This window comes from Streptomyces sp. NPDC045967 (assembly GCF_056430495.1).
This window is the reverse complement of the sequence record NZ_JBWKLE010000004.1, coordinates 345,848-360,638: the sequence shown is the minus strand read 5'-3', so window position 1 is coordinate 360,638 and position 14,791 is coordinate 345,848. Positions and strand designations below refer to the sequence as shown.

16 protein-coding genes, 2 tRNA genes and 1 pseudogene are annotated in these 14,791 nt (G+C 71.3%); 14 read left to right on the top strand and 5 right to left on the bottom strand.

Going from position 1 to position 14,791, the window contains the following annotated elements; translation table 11 throughout:
* Positions 1-7: 7 nt before the first annotated feature.
* The 5 genes from gyrA (at position 8) to AC07FY_RS11670 (ending at position 5,148) form a co-directional block, all read left to right on the top strand.
* Positions 8-2,614 (top strand): DNA gyrase subunit A, encoded by a 2,607-nt coding sequence (gene gyrA / locus AC07FY_RS11690; RefSeq protein WP_479004045.1) that lies wholly within the window; start codon positions 8-10, stop codon positions 2,612-2,614.
* A gap of 3 nt (positions 2,615-2,617) precedes the next feature.
* On the top strand, positions 2,618-3,241 hold the full coding sequence (locus tag AC07FY_RS11685) for a DUF3566 domain-containing protein (protein WP_479004042.1): 624 nt from the start codon (positions 2,618-2,620) through the stop codon (positions 3,239-3,241).
* A gap of 106 nt (positions 3,242-3,347) precedes the next feature.
* A tRNA-Ile gene (locus AC07FY_RS11680) sits at positions 3,348-3,421 on the top strand.
* A gap of 145 nt (positions 3,422-3,566) precedes the next feature.
* Complete coding sequence (locus AC07FY_RS11675) at positions 3,567-3,701, top strand: DLW-39 family protein (protein WP_208809277.1); 135 nt, start codon at positions 3,567-3,569, stop codon at positions 3,699-3,701.
* A 121-nt stretch (positions 3,702-3,822) separates the two neighbouring features.
* Positions 3,823-5,148 (top strand): hypothetical protein, encoded by a 1,326-nt coding sequence (locus AC07FY_RS11670; RefSeq protein WP_479004545.1) that lies wholly within the window; start codon positions 3,823-3,825, stop codon positions 5,146-5,148.
* Here AC07FY_RS11670 and AC07FY_RS11665 read toward each other — a convergent pair.
* Together AC07FY_RS11665 and AC07FY_RS11660 are read right to left on the bottom strand one after the other, a co-directional pair.
* The gene (locus AC07FY_RS11665; RefSeq protein ID WP_479004040.1) at positions 5,135-6,340 is read right to left on the bottom strand and encodes a serine/threonine-protein kinase; all 1,206 of its coding nucleotides are present in this window, start codon (positions 6,338-6,340) and stop codon (positions 5,135-5,137) included. The two genes, AC07FY_RS11670 and AC07FY_RS11665, sit on opposite strands and share 14 nt — an antisense overlap.
* Positions 6,341-6,389: 49 nt before the next feature.
* Entirely contained in the window at positions 6,390-6,938 is a 549-nt protein-coding gene (locus tag AC07FY_RS11660; RefSeq protein ID WP_479004037.1) for a DNA-binding protein, read from the bottom strand.
* 161 nt (positions 6,939-7,099) lie between these two features.
* On the opposite strand from AC07FY_RS11660, the gene AC07FY_RS11655 reads away from it, so the two are divergent.
* Positions 7,100-7,172 (top strand) — tRNA-Ala (locus AC07FY_RS11655).
* A gap of 84 nt (positions 7,173-7,256) precedes the next feature.
* On the opposite strand, the gene AC07FY_RS11650 is transcribed toward AC07FY_RS11655, so the two are convergent.
* The gene (locus AC07FY_RS11650; protein WP_479004033.1) at positions 7,257-7,781 is read right to left on the bottom strand and encodes a GNAT family N-acetyltransferase; all 525 of its coding nucleotides are present in this window, start codon (positions 7,779-7,781) and stop codon (positions 7,257-7,259) included.
* 196 nt (positions 7,782-7,977) lie between these two features.
* Here AC07FY_RS11650 and AC07FY_RS11645 point away from each other — a divergent pair, with 196 nt between their 5' ends.
* Complete coding sequence (locus tag AC07FY_RS11645) at positions 7,978-8,553, top strand: LysM peptidoglycan-binding domain-containing protein (RefSeq protein ID WP_479004031.1); 576 nt, start codon at positions 7,978-7,980, stop codon at positions 8,551-8,553.
* 85 nt (positions 8,554-8,638) lie between these two features.
* Here AC07FY_RS11645 and AC07FY_RS11640 read toward each other — a convergent pair whose 3' ends face one another.
* Positions 8,639-9,328 carry a DUF5324 family protein gene (locus AC07FY_RS11640; RefSeq protein ID WP_479004028.1) on the bottom strand — a complete coding sequence of 230 codons (690 nt, stop codon included), beginning with the start codon at positions 9,326-9,328 and terminating at the stop codon, positions 8,639-8,641.
* Between the two features lie 175 nt (positions 9,329-9,503).
* Between AC07FY_RS11640 and AC07FY_RS11635 the strand changes: the two genes are divergently transcribed.
* Both AC07FY_RS11635 and AC07FY_RS11630 read left to right on the top strand, forming a co-directional pair.
* Positions 9,504-10,031, top strand: coding sequence for a peptidylprolyl isomerase (locus AC07FY_RS11635; protein WP_479004542.1), 528 nt, complete (start codon positions 9,504-9,506; stop codon positions 10,029-10,031).
* 119 nt (positions 10,032-10,150) lie between these two features.
* On the top strand, positions 10,151-11,026 hold the full coding sequence (locus tag AC07FY_RS11630) for a rhomboid family intramembrane serine protease (protein ID WP_479004025.1): 876 nt from the start codon (positions 10,151-10,153) through the stop codon (positions 11,024-11,026).
* Between the two features lie 115 nt (positions 11,027-11,141).
* On the opposite strand, the gene crgA is transcribed toward AC07FY_RS11630, so the two are convergent.
* Positions 11,142-11,396, bottom strand: a complete 255-nt coding sequence (crgA, locus tag AC07FY_RS11625) for a cell division protein CrgA (RefSeq protein ID WP_479004022.1) — start codon at positions 11,394-11,396, stop codon at positions 11,142-11,144.
* Positions 11,397-11,487: 91 nt separating this feature from the next.
* Here crgA and AC07FY_RS11620 point away from each other — a divergent pair, with 91 nt between their 5' ends.
* The 5 genes and pseudogenes from AC07FY_RS11620 to AC07FY_RS11600 form a co-directional block, all read left to right on the top strand.
* Positions 11,488-12,261 (top strand): DUF881 domain-containing protein, encoded by a 774-nt coding sequence (locus AC07FY_RS11620; RefSeq protein WP_479004019.1) that lies wholly within the window; start codon positions 11,488-11,490, stop codon positions 12,259-12,261.
* Positions 12,233-13,051, top strand: coding sequence for a class E sortase (locus AC07FY_RS11615; RefSeq protein ID WP_479004016.1), 819 nt, complete (start codon positions 12,233-12,235; stop codon positions 13,049-13,051). Before AC07FY_RS11620 ends, AC07FY_RS11615 begins: the two co-directional genes overlap by 29 nt.
* Positions 13,052-13,116: 65 nt before the next feature.
* Complete coding sequence (locus AC07FY_RS11610) at positions 13,117-13,317, top strand: hypothetical protein (protein ID WP_215145083.1); 201 nt, start codon at positions 13,117-13,119, stop codon at positions 13,315-13,317.
* Complete coding sequence (locus tag AC07FY_RS11605) at positions 13,314-13,952, top strand: aminodeoxychorismate/anthranilate synthase component II (protein WP_479004013.1); 639 nt, start codon at positions 13,314-13,316, stop codon at positions 13,950-13,952. The genes AC07FY_RS11610 and AC07FY_RS11605 overlap by 4 nt, the downstream gene beginning before the upstream one ends.
* Positions 13,953-14,092: 140 nt before the next feature.
* A pseudogene (locus AC07FY_RS11600) lies at positions 14,093-14,779 on the top strand (class E sortase); the annotation flags it as partial.
* Positions 14,780-14,791 lie beyond the last annotated feature (12 nt).

Sequence of the window (14,791 nt, the reverse complement as noted above, 5' to 3'; positions counted from 1 at the left end):
ACCAGCAATGGCCGACGAAACCACCCCCACCGCCGAGAATCCCGCGGAGGAGCAGCCCGTGCTGCGCATCGAGCCCGTCGGGCTCGAGACGGAGATGCAGCGCTCCTACCTCGACTACGCGATGTCCGTCATCGTCTCGCGTGCCCTGCCCGACGTGCGGGACGGCCTCAAGCCGGTCCACCGCCGCGTGCTGTACGCGATGTACGACGGCGGCTACCGGCCCGAGAAGGGCTTCTACAAGTGCGCCCGCGTCGTCGGTGACGTCATGGGCACCTACCACCCGCACGGCGACTCCTCGATCTACGATGCCCTGGTCCGCCTGGCCCAGCCGTGGTCGATGCGCATGCCGCTGGTGGACAGCAACGGCAACTTCGGCTCCCCGGGCAACGACCCGGCGGCCGCCATGCGCTACACCGAGTGCAAGCTGATGCCGCTGGCCATGGAGATGCTCCGGGACATCGACGAGGAGACCGTCGACTTCACGGACAACTACGACGGCCGCAACCAGGAGCCGACGGTCCTGCCGGCCCGGTTCCCGAACCTGCTGGTCAACGGCAGCGCCGGTATCGCGGTCGGCATGGCCACCAACATCCCTCCGCACAACCTGCGCGAGGTCGCGGCCGGCGCGCAGTGGGCGCTGGAGCACCCCGAGGCCACGCACGAGGAGCTGCTCGACGCGCTCCTGGAGCGGATCAAGGGCCCGGACTTCCCCTCCGGTGCGCTGGTCGTGGGCCGCAAGGGCATCGAGGAGGCGTACCGGACCGGTCGCGGCTCCATCACGATGCGCGCGGTGGTCGAGGTCGAGGAGATCCAGAACCGCCAGTGCCTGGTGGTGACGGAGCTTCCGTACCAGACCAACCCCGACAACCTCGCGCAGAAGATCGCGGACCTGGTGAAGGACGGGAAGATCGGCGGCATCGCCGACGTCCGCGACGAGACCTCGTCGCGCACCGGCCAGCGCCTGGTGATCGTCCTCAAGCGCGACGCCGTCGCCAAGGTCGTGCTGAACAACCTGTACAAGCACACCGACCTGCAGACGAACTTCGGCGCGAACATGCTGGCTCTGGTGGACGGCGTGCCGCGCACGCTGTCGATCGACGCCTTCATCCGCCACTGGGTGACGCACCAGATCGAGGTCATCGTCCGGCGTACCCGCTTCCGCCTGCGCAAGGCGGAGGAGCGCGCGCACATCCTGCGCGGCCTGCTCAAGGCGCTGGACGCGATCGACGAGGTCATCGCGCTGATCCGGCGCAGCAACACCGTCGAGATCGCGCGCGAGGGCCTGATGGGCCTGCTGGAGATCGACGAGATCCAGGCGAACGCGATCCTGGAGATGCAGCTGCGGCGCCTGGCGGCACTGGAGCGGCAGAAGATCGTCGCCGAGCACGACGAGCTCCAGGCGAAGATCAACGAGTACAACGCGATCCTCGCCTCGCCGGAGAAGCAGCGCTCCATCGTCAGCGAGGAGCTGGCGGCCATCGTCGAGAAGTACGGGGACGACCGGCGTTCCAAGCTGGTGCCCTTCGACGGCGACATGTCCATGGAGGACCTGATCGCCGAAGAGGACATCGTCGTCACCATCACGCACGGCGGCTACGTCAAGCGCACGAAGACCGAGGACTACCGCTCGCAGAAGCGCGGCGGCAAGGGCGTGCGCGGCACGAAGCTGAAGCAGGACGACCTGGTCGACCACTTCTTCGTCTCCACCACGCACCACTGGCTGCTGTTCTTCACGAACAAGGGCCGGGTCTACCGCTCCAAGGCGTACGAGCTCCCCGACGCCGGCCGGGACGCGCGCGGGCAGCACGTGGCGAACCTGATGGCCTTCCAGCCGGACGAGAAGATCGCGCAGATCCTCGCCATCCGCGACTACGAGGCCGCGCCGTACCTGATCCTCGCCACCAAGGGCGGCCTGGTGAAGAAGACGGCGCTGAAGGACTACGACTCGCCGCGGTCGGGCGGTGTCATCGCGATCAACCTTCGGGAGACCGAGGACGGCAGCGACGACGAGCTGATCGGCGCCGAGCTGGTGTCCGCCGAGGACGACCTGCTGCTGATCAGCAAGAAGGCGCAGTCGATCCGCTTCACGGCGACCGACGACGCGCTGCGCCCGATGGGCCGGGCCACCTCGGGCGTGAAGGGCATGAGTTTCCGTGAAGGGGACGAGCTGCTCTCCATGAGCGTGGTGCGGCCGGGTACGTTCGTCTTCACCGCCACCGACGGCGGCTACGCCAAGCGGACGCCGGTCGACGAGTACCGCGTCCAGGGTCGTGGCGGGCTGGGCATCAAGGCGGCGAAGATCGTGGAGGACCGCGGGTCGCTCGTCGGGGCGCTCGTGGTGGACGAAACGGACGAGATTCTCGCCATCACCCTCGGCGGTGGTGTGATTCGTACGCGAGTCAACGAAGTCAGGGAGACCGGCCGTGACACCATGGGCGTCCAGCTGATCAACCTGGGGAAGCGCGATGCCGTGGTCGGCATCGCCCGCAACGCCGAGGCCGGTCAGGAAGCCGACGAGGTCGTGGGCGACGAGATCGAGACCGAGGTGGCCGACGAACAGGCCGCCGAGGCCGCCGAGGGCACACAGCCCCCGGCTGGGGAGCACGAGGAGTAAGTCGTGAGTGGAGCCACGGGCGCCGGACCGGCCAAGACTGGAAAGAACGGTGCCCGTGGCCCTGCCGCGGACTCCCAGGGGGGGACTGTGACGGATACCCGAGAACCGCAGCAGCAGCCGCAGGCCGGCGCGGCCCCCGCGCAGCCGTACCAGCCGCCGCAGTCCTACCCGGCGCCCTCGGGCGCCGGGGCGCCGCGGGCCGGAGGGACGGGCACCGCGCAGCGCAAGGCCCGTACGGTGGTCCGTACGGCGCCGAGGACGCGCAAGGCGCGGCTGCGGGTGGCCAAGGCCGACCCGTGGTCGGTGATGAAGGTCAGCTTCCTGCTGTCGATCGCGCTCGGCATCTGCACGATCGTGGCGGCGGCGGTGCTGTGGATGGTCATGGACGCCATGGGCGTCTTCTCGACCGTCGGCGGCACGATCAGCGAGGCGACCGGCTCGAACGAGGGCAACGGGTTCGACCTCCAGTCGTTCATGTCGCTGCCGCGCGTGCTGGTCTTCACCTCGGTCATCGCGGTGATCGACGTGGTGCTGGCGACGGCTCTGGCGACGCTGGGCGCGTTCATCTACAACCTGTCGGCGGGCTTCGTCGGCGGTGTGGAGCTCACCCTCGCCGAGGACGAATGACCTGCGCAGACGTGTCCCGGGAGGGTCCGTAGGGGCTTCGCCCCGGGCGATTTTGGACCTCCCGGGTCTGTGCGCTAATCTTCAGGAGTCAGCGCGCAGCGCGGATGGGGCTATAGCTCAGTTGGTTAGAGCGCATCCCTGATAAGGATGAGGCCACAGGTTCAAATCCTGTTAGCCCCACAGTGTGGAAGACCCCCGGGCCCCAGGCCCGGGGGTCTTCTGCGTAGGGGCAGTTGACCGGTTCCCAGATAACCGATCGGTATCGGTCGGTGTGTATTGTTGGCTGCCAGAAGTCCCCTACGTCAACGAAAGACGAGGTCGCGCGGTGAAGAAGCTGCTCCTGGTCGCACTGGCCGCCATCGGCGGGCTCCTCGTGTACCGCCAGATCCAGGCGGACCGCGCCGAGCAGGACCTGTGGACGGAGGCAACCGACTCCGTGCCCTCTGGTTCCGGTGTGTGAGACCCCAGGCTGATCCCATGAAGCCCCGGCTGCCGTTGCGGCCGGGGCTTTGTGCTGTTCTGTGACAAAAAATTGCGGTATGCAAATATTTCGATTGCACGAGCACATTCGGGGTGGCGTGATGGGGCGGGTGCGCAGGAGCGTGCGGAGGGCGGCCGTGGCGGGGGCGGCGGTTCTGGCCGCGGTGGCGGGCCCGGCGGGGCCCGCCCGTGCGGCGGGGACGGCGCCGGAGCCGCCGGCCTACCGGGTGGCGGACGGGGCGAAGGCCGTGACGGGGAAGCCCTCCACGGCGGACGCCCCGCTCCTGGAAGCGGGCGGTGTCTACCGGGACGAGATGCCGCCGGGAGAGCGCGTCTACCGGCTGGCCCTGCGGCAGGACCGGTCCAACGTCTACGTCTCCGCCGTGGTCCGGCCCGGCCCGGGAGCCAAGGTCACGGCCGGTGACGGCATCGAGGTGGAGGTCATGACCATCGCCGGCCGGCCCTGCCCCGGACGCCCCGGGCGGGCGGGTTTCGGCTACGACCCCGTCCCCGTCAGCGCCGTGGGCGTCCGCTGGGGCGCGGAGGACACCGAGTGCGCACCGGCCGGCACCTACTACGTGAAGGTCACCCGCACGTCGGCCAAGGGCTCCGACCAGAGCCCGTGGCCGATGGAGCTCAAGGTGCAGCGCGAACCCGGCCAGGGCTCCGCGACACCCACCACCGCCCCCAGCGGCTGGGCCTCGGGCCCCCCGGTCCTGCCGGGCACCGACGCGGTGGCCCGCACCGGCGGGACCGGATTCAACGACGCCCGCGCCCTGGGCGCCGGGGTGTGGCGCGACGAACTGCGCCCGGGGGAGACCCGCTTCTACCGGGTGCCGCTGGACTGGGGGCAGCAACTGGGCCTGAGCGCCGAGCTGTCCGCGGCCAGACTGACCAGGAGTTACGGCTCGGCCTCCAGCGGGCTCACCGTCTCGCTCTACAGTCCCTACCGGGGCCTGGTCGCGTACGAGGACGTCTCCTACGACGGCAAGCAGGCCGCAGCCACGCTGGAGAAGACCCCGCCCGTCGCCTACGGCAACCGCTTCGCGAGCGACAGGAGCGTCCACGCGGTGGGGATCGCCGGCTGGTACTACGTCGTGGTGACCATGGGCTCGAAGGTCGCCGAGTTCACCGAGGACGCCACACCCGTGCCGCTGACCCTGCGCGCGGAGGTGAGCGGCTCCCCGGCGAAGCCGCCCGCCTACGCCGAGGGGCTGGCCGCGGGCGGGTTCGGGATCGGGCCCGAGGAGCGCGCCGCCGCGAAGGAGGGGCTCACGGCCCCCGAGGCCGCCGCCGCGGCCAGGAACGGTTCGATGATGCGGGTGGTGGCGGGCGCGGGGTTCGGTACCGGGACGCTGCTGCTGCTCGTCCTGGGCGGCTGGACGCTGCTCGCCCGGCGGGGCCGGGGCGCCGCTACAACCGGGTGAGGGCCCACACCCCGACGGCGAAGCAGAGCAGCGCGGCGGCGAGCATCCCGGCACGGACCCCGGCCGGCGGCGGGGCGATGCCGCCACCGGTCCGCGCGGGGGCCGGGACGGGAGCCGGTATGGGGGCCGGGACGGGGGCGAGTGGTGCGGCGGCCGGTGGTGCGGGCGGCGCGAGGTGGAAACTCCCCGTCCCGGGCGGTCCGTAGGCGGCCAGGGGGGCGGGTCCGGGCGGGGGCGTGGCGGCCGGGGTCGCGACGGGTGTGGCCGCGGCGGGTGTGGCCGGTTCCGTGTGTGCCTGCCCGTGGGGCGTCGCGGACGGACCCTGGGGCCCGAATCCGGCGGGCAGCGGACCGAGTTGGTCGAACACCTCCACCACGGCCTCGTCCGGCGCCGGCGGGGGCAGCATCTCGACGGCCTCGGCAAGGGCCTTGCGCGCCCCTGTGGCGGTCTTGAACCGGCTGTGGGGACGGGGCTGCAGCAGGCCGGCGATGACCTCCCACAGCGGCGCGGGAACGCCCTCCGGTGCGCCGGGGGTGCCGTGCGCGAGGAAGTGCTCCACGAGGGGCCGGGAGTCGGGCTTGCGGCCCTGGAGCAGATAGAGGGCGACCAGTCCGACGGCGAAGAGGTCCGCGGGGAAGTCCGGCTCGGAGCCCATCAGTTGCTCGGGGGCGAAGTAGCCCGGTGTGCCGACCACCAGGTCGGTCTCGGTCAGGCGGGGCTCGCCCTTGCGCATGGAGATGCCGAAATCGGACAGCCGCAGGTGCGGCCGCCCGGTTCCGGTGGCCTCCATCAGGATGTTGGCCGGTTTGATGTCGCGGTGGACGACGCCTTCCGCGTGCACCGCCGCCAGCCCCGACAGGAGCTGGTCGAGCAGCGTGCACACGAAGCGGGGCGGGAGGGGACCGTAGTCCCCGATCACGTGGCCGAGGGAGCCGCCGCCGACCAGGTCCATGGTGAACAGGACCTTGTCGTCGTCGGCCGCCCAGCTGGCGGGGGCCAGGACGTGCGGGTGATCGATCCGCAGGGCCTGTTCCCGGACGAACCTCAGCAGCGTGTGGGCGTCGCTCTGGAGGAGCACCTTGGCGGCGACGTACCGGCGTCGCCGGTGGTCCCAGGCGCGCCACACGGCGCCCGCGCCCCCGCGCCCGATCGGATCGACCAGCTCGTACCGGCCGGCGAAGACCTCACCCATCGCTGTGCCGTCCCCCGTCCCCCGTTGCCACCGACCGCTTCCGTGCGCGTCAGTTCTGGTGGGCCTCGTAGTGGGCCACCGCGTCCCCGGTGCGGCCCGCGCCGTAGACCCGGAGGAACTCTGCCAGTTCCGGATGGCTGACGGCGAGCGTGTCCGCCGCGTCGATGATGTCGCCCGCCGCGGACACCGAGCGCAGCAGCGACTGGATCTCGCGGACCACGCGCTTGACGGTGGGTGCGCCCGAACCGGTCGGGGTCTGGCCGCTGTTGCTGAGGACGGAGCCGCCCTGGGTCTTCTTGATCTCGTCCATCCGGTCGGTGGCCTCCGCGGCGCTGACGCTGCCGTCGGCCACCTGGCCGGCGAGGTCCTGGAGGGCCTGGACGCGCTGCACCACGGCGGGGTTACCGATCTTGGCGCGCTGGCCGCTCATCAGCTGGGACAGCATGGGCGCCGACAGTCCGAGGACGGCAGCGAGGCGGGCCTGGTTGAGGCCGAGGTCATCTATGAGCCGGCGGAAGAGGGCTCCCAGCGGCTCCCCGTACCAACTGCGCTGAAGCTCTCTGGCTCTGGCGGTGGCCTCTTGCTGTACTGCGTCCACGCTCATGACTCCCCTTCGCTGGTGCGAACCTCGCGAGCATCTTACGGAGCGTGGTCGCGGGGCGGGAGTCCCTATCATTTTGCGGGATGAGGGGGTACACCCGGTACTCTGTTCTGCGGAACACCCGCTCTCCGCAAGGGGACGGGCACGTCCGTACCCATGGGGCCTTAGCTCAGTTGGTAGAGCGCTGCCTTTGCAAGGCAGATGTCAGGAGTTCGAATCTCCTAGGCTCCACGTGCAAGACCCCCCTTGACCTGCGGTGATCGCAGTCGAGGGGGGTCTTTTCCATGCCGGGGGCACCCCGTTCGGCGGGGACGGTCAGAGGTCGATCCAGTAGCGGCGCTTGGGACCGATAAGGGTGTCCCGGACGTCTTCGAGGACACCGCCGCCGCGCTCGATCGTGCGCACCGAGGCGGTGTTGTCCGGGTCGCAGGTCAGCAGGACCCGGTCCATCCCCATGACCCGCGCCTCGTGCAGGACCGATTCCAGGGCCCGGCCGGCCAGACCGCGGCCCCGTGCCGAGGGTCGCACGCTGTAGCCGATGTGGCCGCCGGCGTCGAGGAGGAACGCGTTCAGGTAGTGGCGCAGGTCTATCGTGCCGAAGTAGGTGTCGCCTTCGGTGATCCACCAGGAGGTCGCGTGGACCCGGCCCTGTTCGATCGGCAGCGTGCGGTCCGCGCGGCGGTGCACCTTCGCCACCCAGGCGGCGAAGCCCTCGGGGCTGTCCACGTCGTCGTCCGCGTCGAGGCCCGCCCCGTCCAGGTGGCTCTCGTCACCCCACTCCGCGCGGGCGGCGAGCCAGGAGGAGTGCAGCCGGGGGGTGGGTGGTATCAGCTCGGACATGCCCGGACGCTATCAGCCGCTCCAGAACCCGCCACGGGCGTCGGCGCCCGCGGCCGGCGGATGTTTCACGTGAAACACCGGTCCCCCGGACGGACCCGTCACAGGGCCGCCCGCGGTCCCGTGGCCGACAGTGGGGGGAGGCGTCGCGCCCCGAGGCGCCGCCCAGGGGGTATGACCACGCCGGAGGCGTACGCACATGGGACTCTTCGACTTCCTGAAGTCCGACAAGAAGAAGGCACACGAGGCCGCCGAGAAGACCCGGGAGCAGGTGGAGCAGCAGGGGTCGGCGTCGCGCTCCGCGGGCCCGGCCACCCGGGCGGCGGCGACCGCGCCGGCCAAGCCCACCCCCGTGAAGCCCACCCCCGCCTCGGCCGCGCACAAGGCAGTGCCCGCGCCCCCCAAGCCCACCCCGCTGCCCAAGCCCGGGGCGGCGGCCTCGTCGGCGCCCGGCGCGGCACACACCCCGACGCCCGCGTCCGCGGCGCACAAGGCGGTGCCGGCAGCGCCCAGGCCGACGGCCAAGCCGGCGCCCGAGCGGGCAGCCGCGGCGGCCCCCGAGACGGCGGCCCCCAAGGCGGCGGCCCCCAGGGCGGCGGCCGCCGCCGAGAAGCGCACCTACACGGTCAAGGCCGGTGACTCCCTTTCCGCGATCGCCCGCCGCGAGCTCGGCAACGAGGCCCGCTGGCGCGAGCTCTACGCCGTGAACCGGGGCGTCATCGGCGCCAATCCCGACCTCATCCGCCCGGGCATGGTGCTGACGCTCCCCCACTGAGACCCCGCCCGCAGGGCGGACGCACGGAAAGGGCCCGGATCCCAGGGGATCCGGGCCCTTCTCGCCGTGCGCGACGTGCCGCCGGTCAGAGCTGCTTGTCGTCCGTCGCCGAGTCCGCCTCGCGCTCCTTGGCCGCCAGCTCGTCGTCGAAGCTGGCCTCCGCCTCGCCCGCCGGAACCTCGGTGGCCGCCGGCGGCTCGACGAGCCAGTCCGGGTTCGACTGCTGGTCCCACCACTTCCACGCGGCGTAGGCGGCGCCCGCCAGGAGACCGGCCACGGCGATCCCGCGCAGGGCCCGGCCGCAGCGCGCCCGTCGTTCCTGACGCCGCACCAGCCGCTGGATCTCCTTGGGGGTCACCTGGCCGCGCAGCGCCGCGAACGCCGCCACCGACCGCGAGGCGGCCTCCTCGGCCACGGGCGTGGCCGCCGCGATCGCGCTCTCGATCCGCGGCTGCGTGTAGTCGGCGGCCTGGCGCGCCGCCCGGCGGGTCTGCTTCACGGCGTTGGTCGCCGCCCGGTCCACGTTCGGCGGCACGTGTGCACGCGCCGCCTTCATCCGGGGATGCAGGTGGGTGTCATAGGTCGTCCGGGCCTGCCGGGCGGCCTCGTTGGCCGCCTGCGAAACCATCGGCGCGAGCAGCTCATTGGCCTCGTGCGCATAGTGGGCCACGGCGTCCTTGGCGGTCCCAGCGTACGGTGCCACCACTTCCGACGCGTGCCGCACGGTCTCCCGGGCGCTTTCCGCTGCCGCGAGCACGCTGTCCTTGCGGGTCACAGGATTCCTCCTTCTAGGTGGCGGACACAGTTCACCTTTCCACCCTTGGTCGGATCATGCCTGGCAACACACCCCCGGGCATGCACGACAGGGCACACGGGTGGAGCATTTCCGTCCACTGCTTCCCCCCGTGGGAGGATCTGAACCGACAATGACGACTAGGGAAGGCAGATCAGTGGCCGAGAAGCTCTACGCCACCCTGAAGACCAGCCACGGCGACATCGAGATCGAGCTGCTGCCGAACTTCGCCCCGAAAACCGTGCGCAACTTCACCGAGCTGGCCACCGGTTCCCGCGAGTGGACCCGTCCCACCGACGGCCAGAAGACCACGGACCCGCTGTACGACGGCACCGTCTTCCACCGCGTCATCAGCGGCTTCATGATCCAGGGCGGTGACCCGCTGGGCAACGGCACCGGCGGCCCGGGTTACCAGTTCGCCGACGAGTTCCACCCCGATCTGGCCTTCACCAAGCCCTACCTGCTCGCCATGGCCAACGCCGGCCCGGGCACCAACGGCTCGCAGTTCTTCATCACGGTCGCGCCCACGGCCTGGCTGACCCGCAAGCACACGATCTTCGGCGAGGTCGCCGACAAGGCCAGCCAGGCCGTCGTGGACAAGATCGCCTCGATCCCCACCAACGCGCGCACCGAGCGCCCGGTGGAGGACGTGATCATCAAGTCGGTCGTCATCGAGAAGCGCTGACGCCGCCCGCCCGCCCGTGCGCGGCGCCGGGCGGGGAACCTTTCCGCCCTGCCCGTCCGTCCTGGATACGTACCGGACCGGCGGGGCGTCCCCGCCCCCGCCGCCGATCGAGGGGACCGATGGACACCGACCGTCTGCCGGGCTGCTACCGCCACCCGAACCGCGCCACGGGGATCAGCTGCACCCGCTGCGAGCGCCCGATCTGCCCCGAGTGCATGGTCAGCGCCTCGGTCGGCTTCCAGTGCCCCGCATGCGTCAGCACGGGCTCCGGCACCGGCCACCGGCCGGGCGCGAACGCGGCGCGCACCCTCGCGGGCGGAGTGGTCACCGCCGATCCCCAGCTGGTCACCAAGATCCTGATCGGGCTGAACGCCGCCGTGTTCCTCGCCGGTCTCCTGGCCCCGGCCGTGGTGCTGCGGCTGGAGCTGCTCGGACGGTACGTGGAGTACTTCGGCGCCCCCGTCGAGGGCGTCTCCACCGGCCAGTACGACCGCCTGCTGACCTCGGTGTTCCTGCACGTCGAGTGGTGGCACATCATCGGCAACATGATCGGCCTGTGGGTGATCGGCGGCCCGCTGGAGGCGGCGCTGGGCCGCTCCCGCTATCTGGCCGTCTACCTGCTCTCGGGGCTCGGCGGCAGCGCCCTCGTCTATCTGCTGACCGAACCGAACACCCCGACCCTCGGCGCGTCCGGCGCGGTCTTCGGACTGCTCGGCGCCACCGCCGTCCTGGCGCGGCGGCTGCGCTACGAGATGCGGCCGGTGATCGTCATGGTGGTGCTCATGCTGGTCCTGACCTTCGTACCGCTGGGCGGCAGCCTCAGCGTGTCCTGGCAGGCGCACGTGGGAGGTCTGGTCACCGGCGCCCTGGTGGGCGCGGGCATGCTCCGGCCGACCCCCGGCCGCCGCCGCACGCTTCTCCAGTGGGGGACCTGCGCGGTGGTGTTCGCGCTGGTCGCAGCGGTCGTCCTGCTGCGGACGGCGGAACTCACCTGATCACACCGGCGTCAACTCTCCACAGAGTTATCCACAGATCTTCTGTCTTTTCCTCAGGTGTGGATGACGCTGTGGATAACTCATGGGGAGAGCTTTCATCCGGGCAGGATCAGTGCTACTTCCACTGCGTCGAGACGCCGAATCCCGCAGCGATGAAGCCGAAACCGACCACGATGTTCCAATTGCCCAGCGATTCGATCGGCATCTGGGTCTCGGTCACGTAGAAGACGACGATCCACGCGAGACCGATCAGGAACAGGGCCAGCATGACCGGGGCGACCCAGCTGCGGTTGGTCAGCCTGATCGACTGCGGCTGCCGCGAGGGCGGCGGCGTGTAGTCGTCCTTCTTGCGGATACGTGACTTCGGCACGAGGGGCTCTCCTGTCGATGCGCTGGGGACCTTGCCTGCCCCGGGCGTCCGTTAGCGTAGTGGACCTGTGGCGTTGAAGGAGAAGGGTACGTTGAGCGATTCCGACGACTCCTCCGCGGGTCCCCGTCGCCGTGCCAGACCGGTCCGGCTGCTGACGGCCGCCGTCTTCGCCCTGGCCGGGCTGCTCTTCGTCACCAGTTTCAACACGTCCAAGGGTACGAACATCCGGACCGACGCGTCCCTGTTGAAACTGACCGATCTCATCGAGGAGCGCAGTCAGAGCAACGCCGGCCTCGAGGAGAGCCTCGGGCCGGTGCGCCGCCGCGTCGACGCGCTCGCCGAGCGGGACGACGGCAGCACCAAGGCCGAGGACGCGAAGCTGGCCGCCCTGCGCGTGGCCTCGGGCACCGAGGAACTCGCCGGCAAGGGTCTGAGCGTCACCCTGAACGACGCCCCGCCCGGCGCCACCGCCCGGATCCCCAACGTGCCCGAGCCGCAGCCCAACGACCTGGTGATCCACCAGCAGGACCTCCAGGCCGTGGTGAACGCGCTCTGGCAGGGCGGAGCGCAGGGCATCCAGGTCATGGACCAGCGGCTCATCTCCACCAGCGCGGTCCGGTGCGTCGGCAACACGCTGATCCTCCAGGGCCGGGTGTACTCGCCGCCCTACAAGGTCTCGGCGGTCGGCGACCCGGGCGCGCTGCGCAAGGCCCTCGCCGCCTCGCCGGCCCTGCAGAACTACCAGCTGTACGTGAACGCCTACGGGCTCGGCTGGAAAGTCGACGAGCACCGGGCGCTGACACTGCCCGGCTACTCCGGCACAGTGGACCTCCACTATGCGAAGCCGGTGGAGCCCTCGTCCTGAGGCATTGCGGCCCGACGTCGTACTGGGCCTGGTGGTACGGACGTTCAGCGAGCTGTGCCTGACGGCGGGCAGCCTCATCGTGCTCTTCGTGGCCTACCTCCTGCTGTGGACCGGGGTGAAGGCCGACCGCGCCATGGACGGCGAGATGACCCGGCTGCGCGACGACTGGGCTGCGGCCGGCGCACCGGCCCCCGGTCCCGCAGCGACCCCCGGTTCCGCATCCGCCCCCGGTCCCGCACCCGCCCAGCCCCCCGCGCCTGCCCCGGAGGCGGCGCCCGGGCCGGGCCGGGCCCCCGGGCCTCCCGAGCCCTCCCCCTACCCCGCCGGCCGGCCCTTCGCCGAGATGTACGTCCCGCGCTTCGGCAAGGACTGGAAGAAGCCCGTCCTGGAAGGCACCGGCACCGAGCTGCTGAAGAGGGGCCTGGGCCACTACCGCGGCACCGCCGCGCTCGGCGCCACCGGGAACTTCTCGGTGGCGGGCCACCGGCGCACCTACGGCGACCCCTTCAAGGACTTCCCCGCGCTGCGCCCCGGGGACGAGGTGATCCTCAAGGACGCGACCACCCGGTACACGTACACGGTGCGCGGCGGGCCGCTGCGCACCCTGCCCACCGACATCGGGGTGGTGGACCCGGTGCCCCGGAGGTCGCCGTTCACGCTGCCCGGCCGCTACCTCACGCTGACGACCTGCGACCCGGAGTGGGGCCACAGCCACCGGCTGGTCGTCTGGGCGGAGCTGACCGGCACCCGCGCGGTGGGGCGGGGCGGACCGGAGGGTTCGCCGAGCTGACCCACCCGGCCGGGCCGCTGGCTTTAGTCTGTTGGCGTACCGCCTCCGCGGTACGGGGAACCAACGTGGACGAAAAGGAAACAGGCGGCATGTACGGCTGGATCTGGCGGCACCTGCCGGGCAACGCGTGGGTACGCGCGCTGATCTCACTCGTACTGGTCCTCGCGGTGGTGTTCGTACTGTTCCAGTACGTCTTCCCGTGGGCCGAGCCGCTCCTGCCGTTCAACGACGTGACGGTGGACGAGGGATCGGGAGCCACTCCGTGAGCGCGCGCATTCTGGTCGTGGACAACTACGACAGCTTTGTCTTCAACCTGGTCCAGTACCTCTACCAGCTCGGCGCCGAGTGCGAGGTGCTGCGCAACGACGAGGTCGAGCTCTCCCACGCGCAGGACGGCTTCGACGGCGTGCTGCTCTCCCCCGGGCCCGGGACGCCGGAGGAGGCGGGGGTCTGCGTCGACATGGTCAGGCACTGCGCCGAGGCGGGCGTACCCGTCTTCGGCGTGTGCCTCGGCATGCAGTCGATGGCGGTCGCCTACGGCGGGGTCGTGGACCGGGCGCCCGAGCTGCTGCACGGCAAGACCTCGCCCGTGGTCCACGAGGGCGTCGGCGTGTTCACCGGCCTGCCCTCGCCCTTCACGGCCACCCGCTACCACTCGCTGGCCGCCGAGCCCCAGACCCTGCCCGCCGAGCTGGAGGTCACGGCCCGGACCGAGGACGGCATCATCATGGGCCTGCGCCACCGGGACCACGACGTCGAGGGGGTGCAGTTCCACCCCGAGTCGGTGCTGACCGAGTGGGGCCACCGGATGCTCGCGAACTGGCTGGTGCGGTGCGGTGACGCGGGCGCCGTGGAGCGCTCGGTGGGGCTGGCCCCGGTGGTGGGCAAGGCCGTCGCGTGACCGCCCTCGCGCAGTCCGCGCCCACCGAGGGCCGGGCCGCGCGGCGCAGGGCGGCGCAGGAGGCCGCGAAACGGGGCGCCCGGGGCTCGCGCAGGCGCGGCGGCCGGCGGCGCAGGCGGCCGGCGTCGGGCGGGCCGCTGGTCGTGGCGAGCCGGCTGGGCGGGGAGCTGTTCATCACGGCCGGCCTGGTGATGCTGCTGTTCGTCGCCTACCAGCTCTGGTACACGAACATCGTCGCGGACCGGGCGGCGGACGGCGCCGCGGGCACCCTCCAGCAGACCTGGCAGCGGGACGCGGGCACGGACCCCGGCGCGGCGGCGCCCCCGCCGGTGACGGCGTTCGAGCCCGGGCAGGGCTTCGCCGTCCTGCACATCCCCAAGCTGGACGTGAAGGTGCCGGTGGCCGAGGGGATCAGCAAGCCGAAGGTGCTGGACCGGGGCATGGTCGGGCACTACGGCGAGGGCGCGCTGAAGACGGCGATGCCCGGGGACCCGCAGGGCAACTTCGCGGTGGCGGGCCACCGCAACACCCACGGGGAGCCCTTCCGCTACATCAACCGGCTGGTGCCCGGCGATCCCGTCGTGGTGGAGACGCGGGACGCGTACTACACGTACGAGACGACCTCGACGCTGGCGCAGACACCGCCCACGAACGTGGGGGTGATCAAGCCGGTGCCCGAGGGATCGGGGTTCACCGCGCCCGGCCGGTACATCACGCTGACGACCTGCACGCCGGAGTTCACCAGCACCTACCGGATGATCGTATGGGGCAGGATGACCGATGAACGCCCCCGCGGCGACGGTCCTCCGCCCGCTCTGACCAGTTAGGACGAACCAGCC

What these genes read in the sequence shown, in the direction of transcription:
- AC07FY_RS11670 (WP_479004545.1), top strand. Translation starts at nt 3,823, where the DNA reads ATGGGGCGGGTGCGCAGGAGCGTGCGGAGGGCGGCCGTGGCGGGGGCG.
- gyrA (WP_479004045.1), top strand. Translation starts at nt 8, where the DNA reads ATGGCCGACGAAACCACCCCCACCGCCGAGAATCCCGCGGAGGAGCAG.
- AC07FY_RS11665 (WP_479004040.1), bottom strand. Translation starts at nt 6,340, where the DNA reads ATGGGTGAGGTCTTCGCCGGCCGGTACGAGCTGGTCGATCCGATCGGG.
- AC07FY_RS11615 (WP_479004016.1), top strand. Translation starts at nt 12,233, where the DNA reads ATGCGAAGCCGGTGGAGCCCTCGTCCTGAGGCATTGCGGCCCGACGTC.
- AC07FY_RS11630 (WP_479004025.1), top strand. Translation starts at nt 10,151, where the DNA reads ATGGACACCGACCGTCTGCCGGGCTGCTACCGCCACCCGAACCGCGCC.
- AC07FY_RS11650 (WP_479004033.1), bottom strand. Translation starts at nt 7,781, where the DNA reads ATGTCCGAGCTGATACCACCCACCCCCCGGCTGCACTCCTCCTGGCTC.
- AC07FY_RS11645 (WP_479004031.1), top strand. Translation starts at nt 7,978, where the DNA reads ATGGGACTCTTCGACTTCCTGAAGTCCGACAAGAAGAAGGCACACGAG.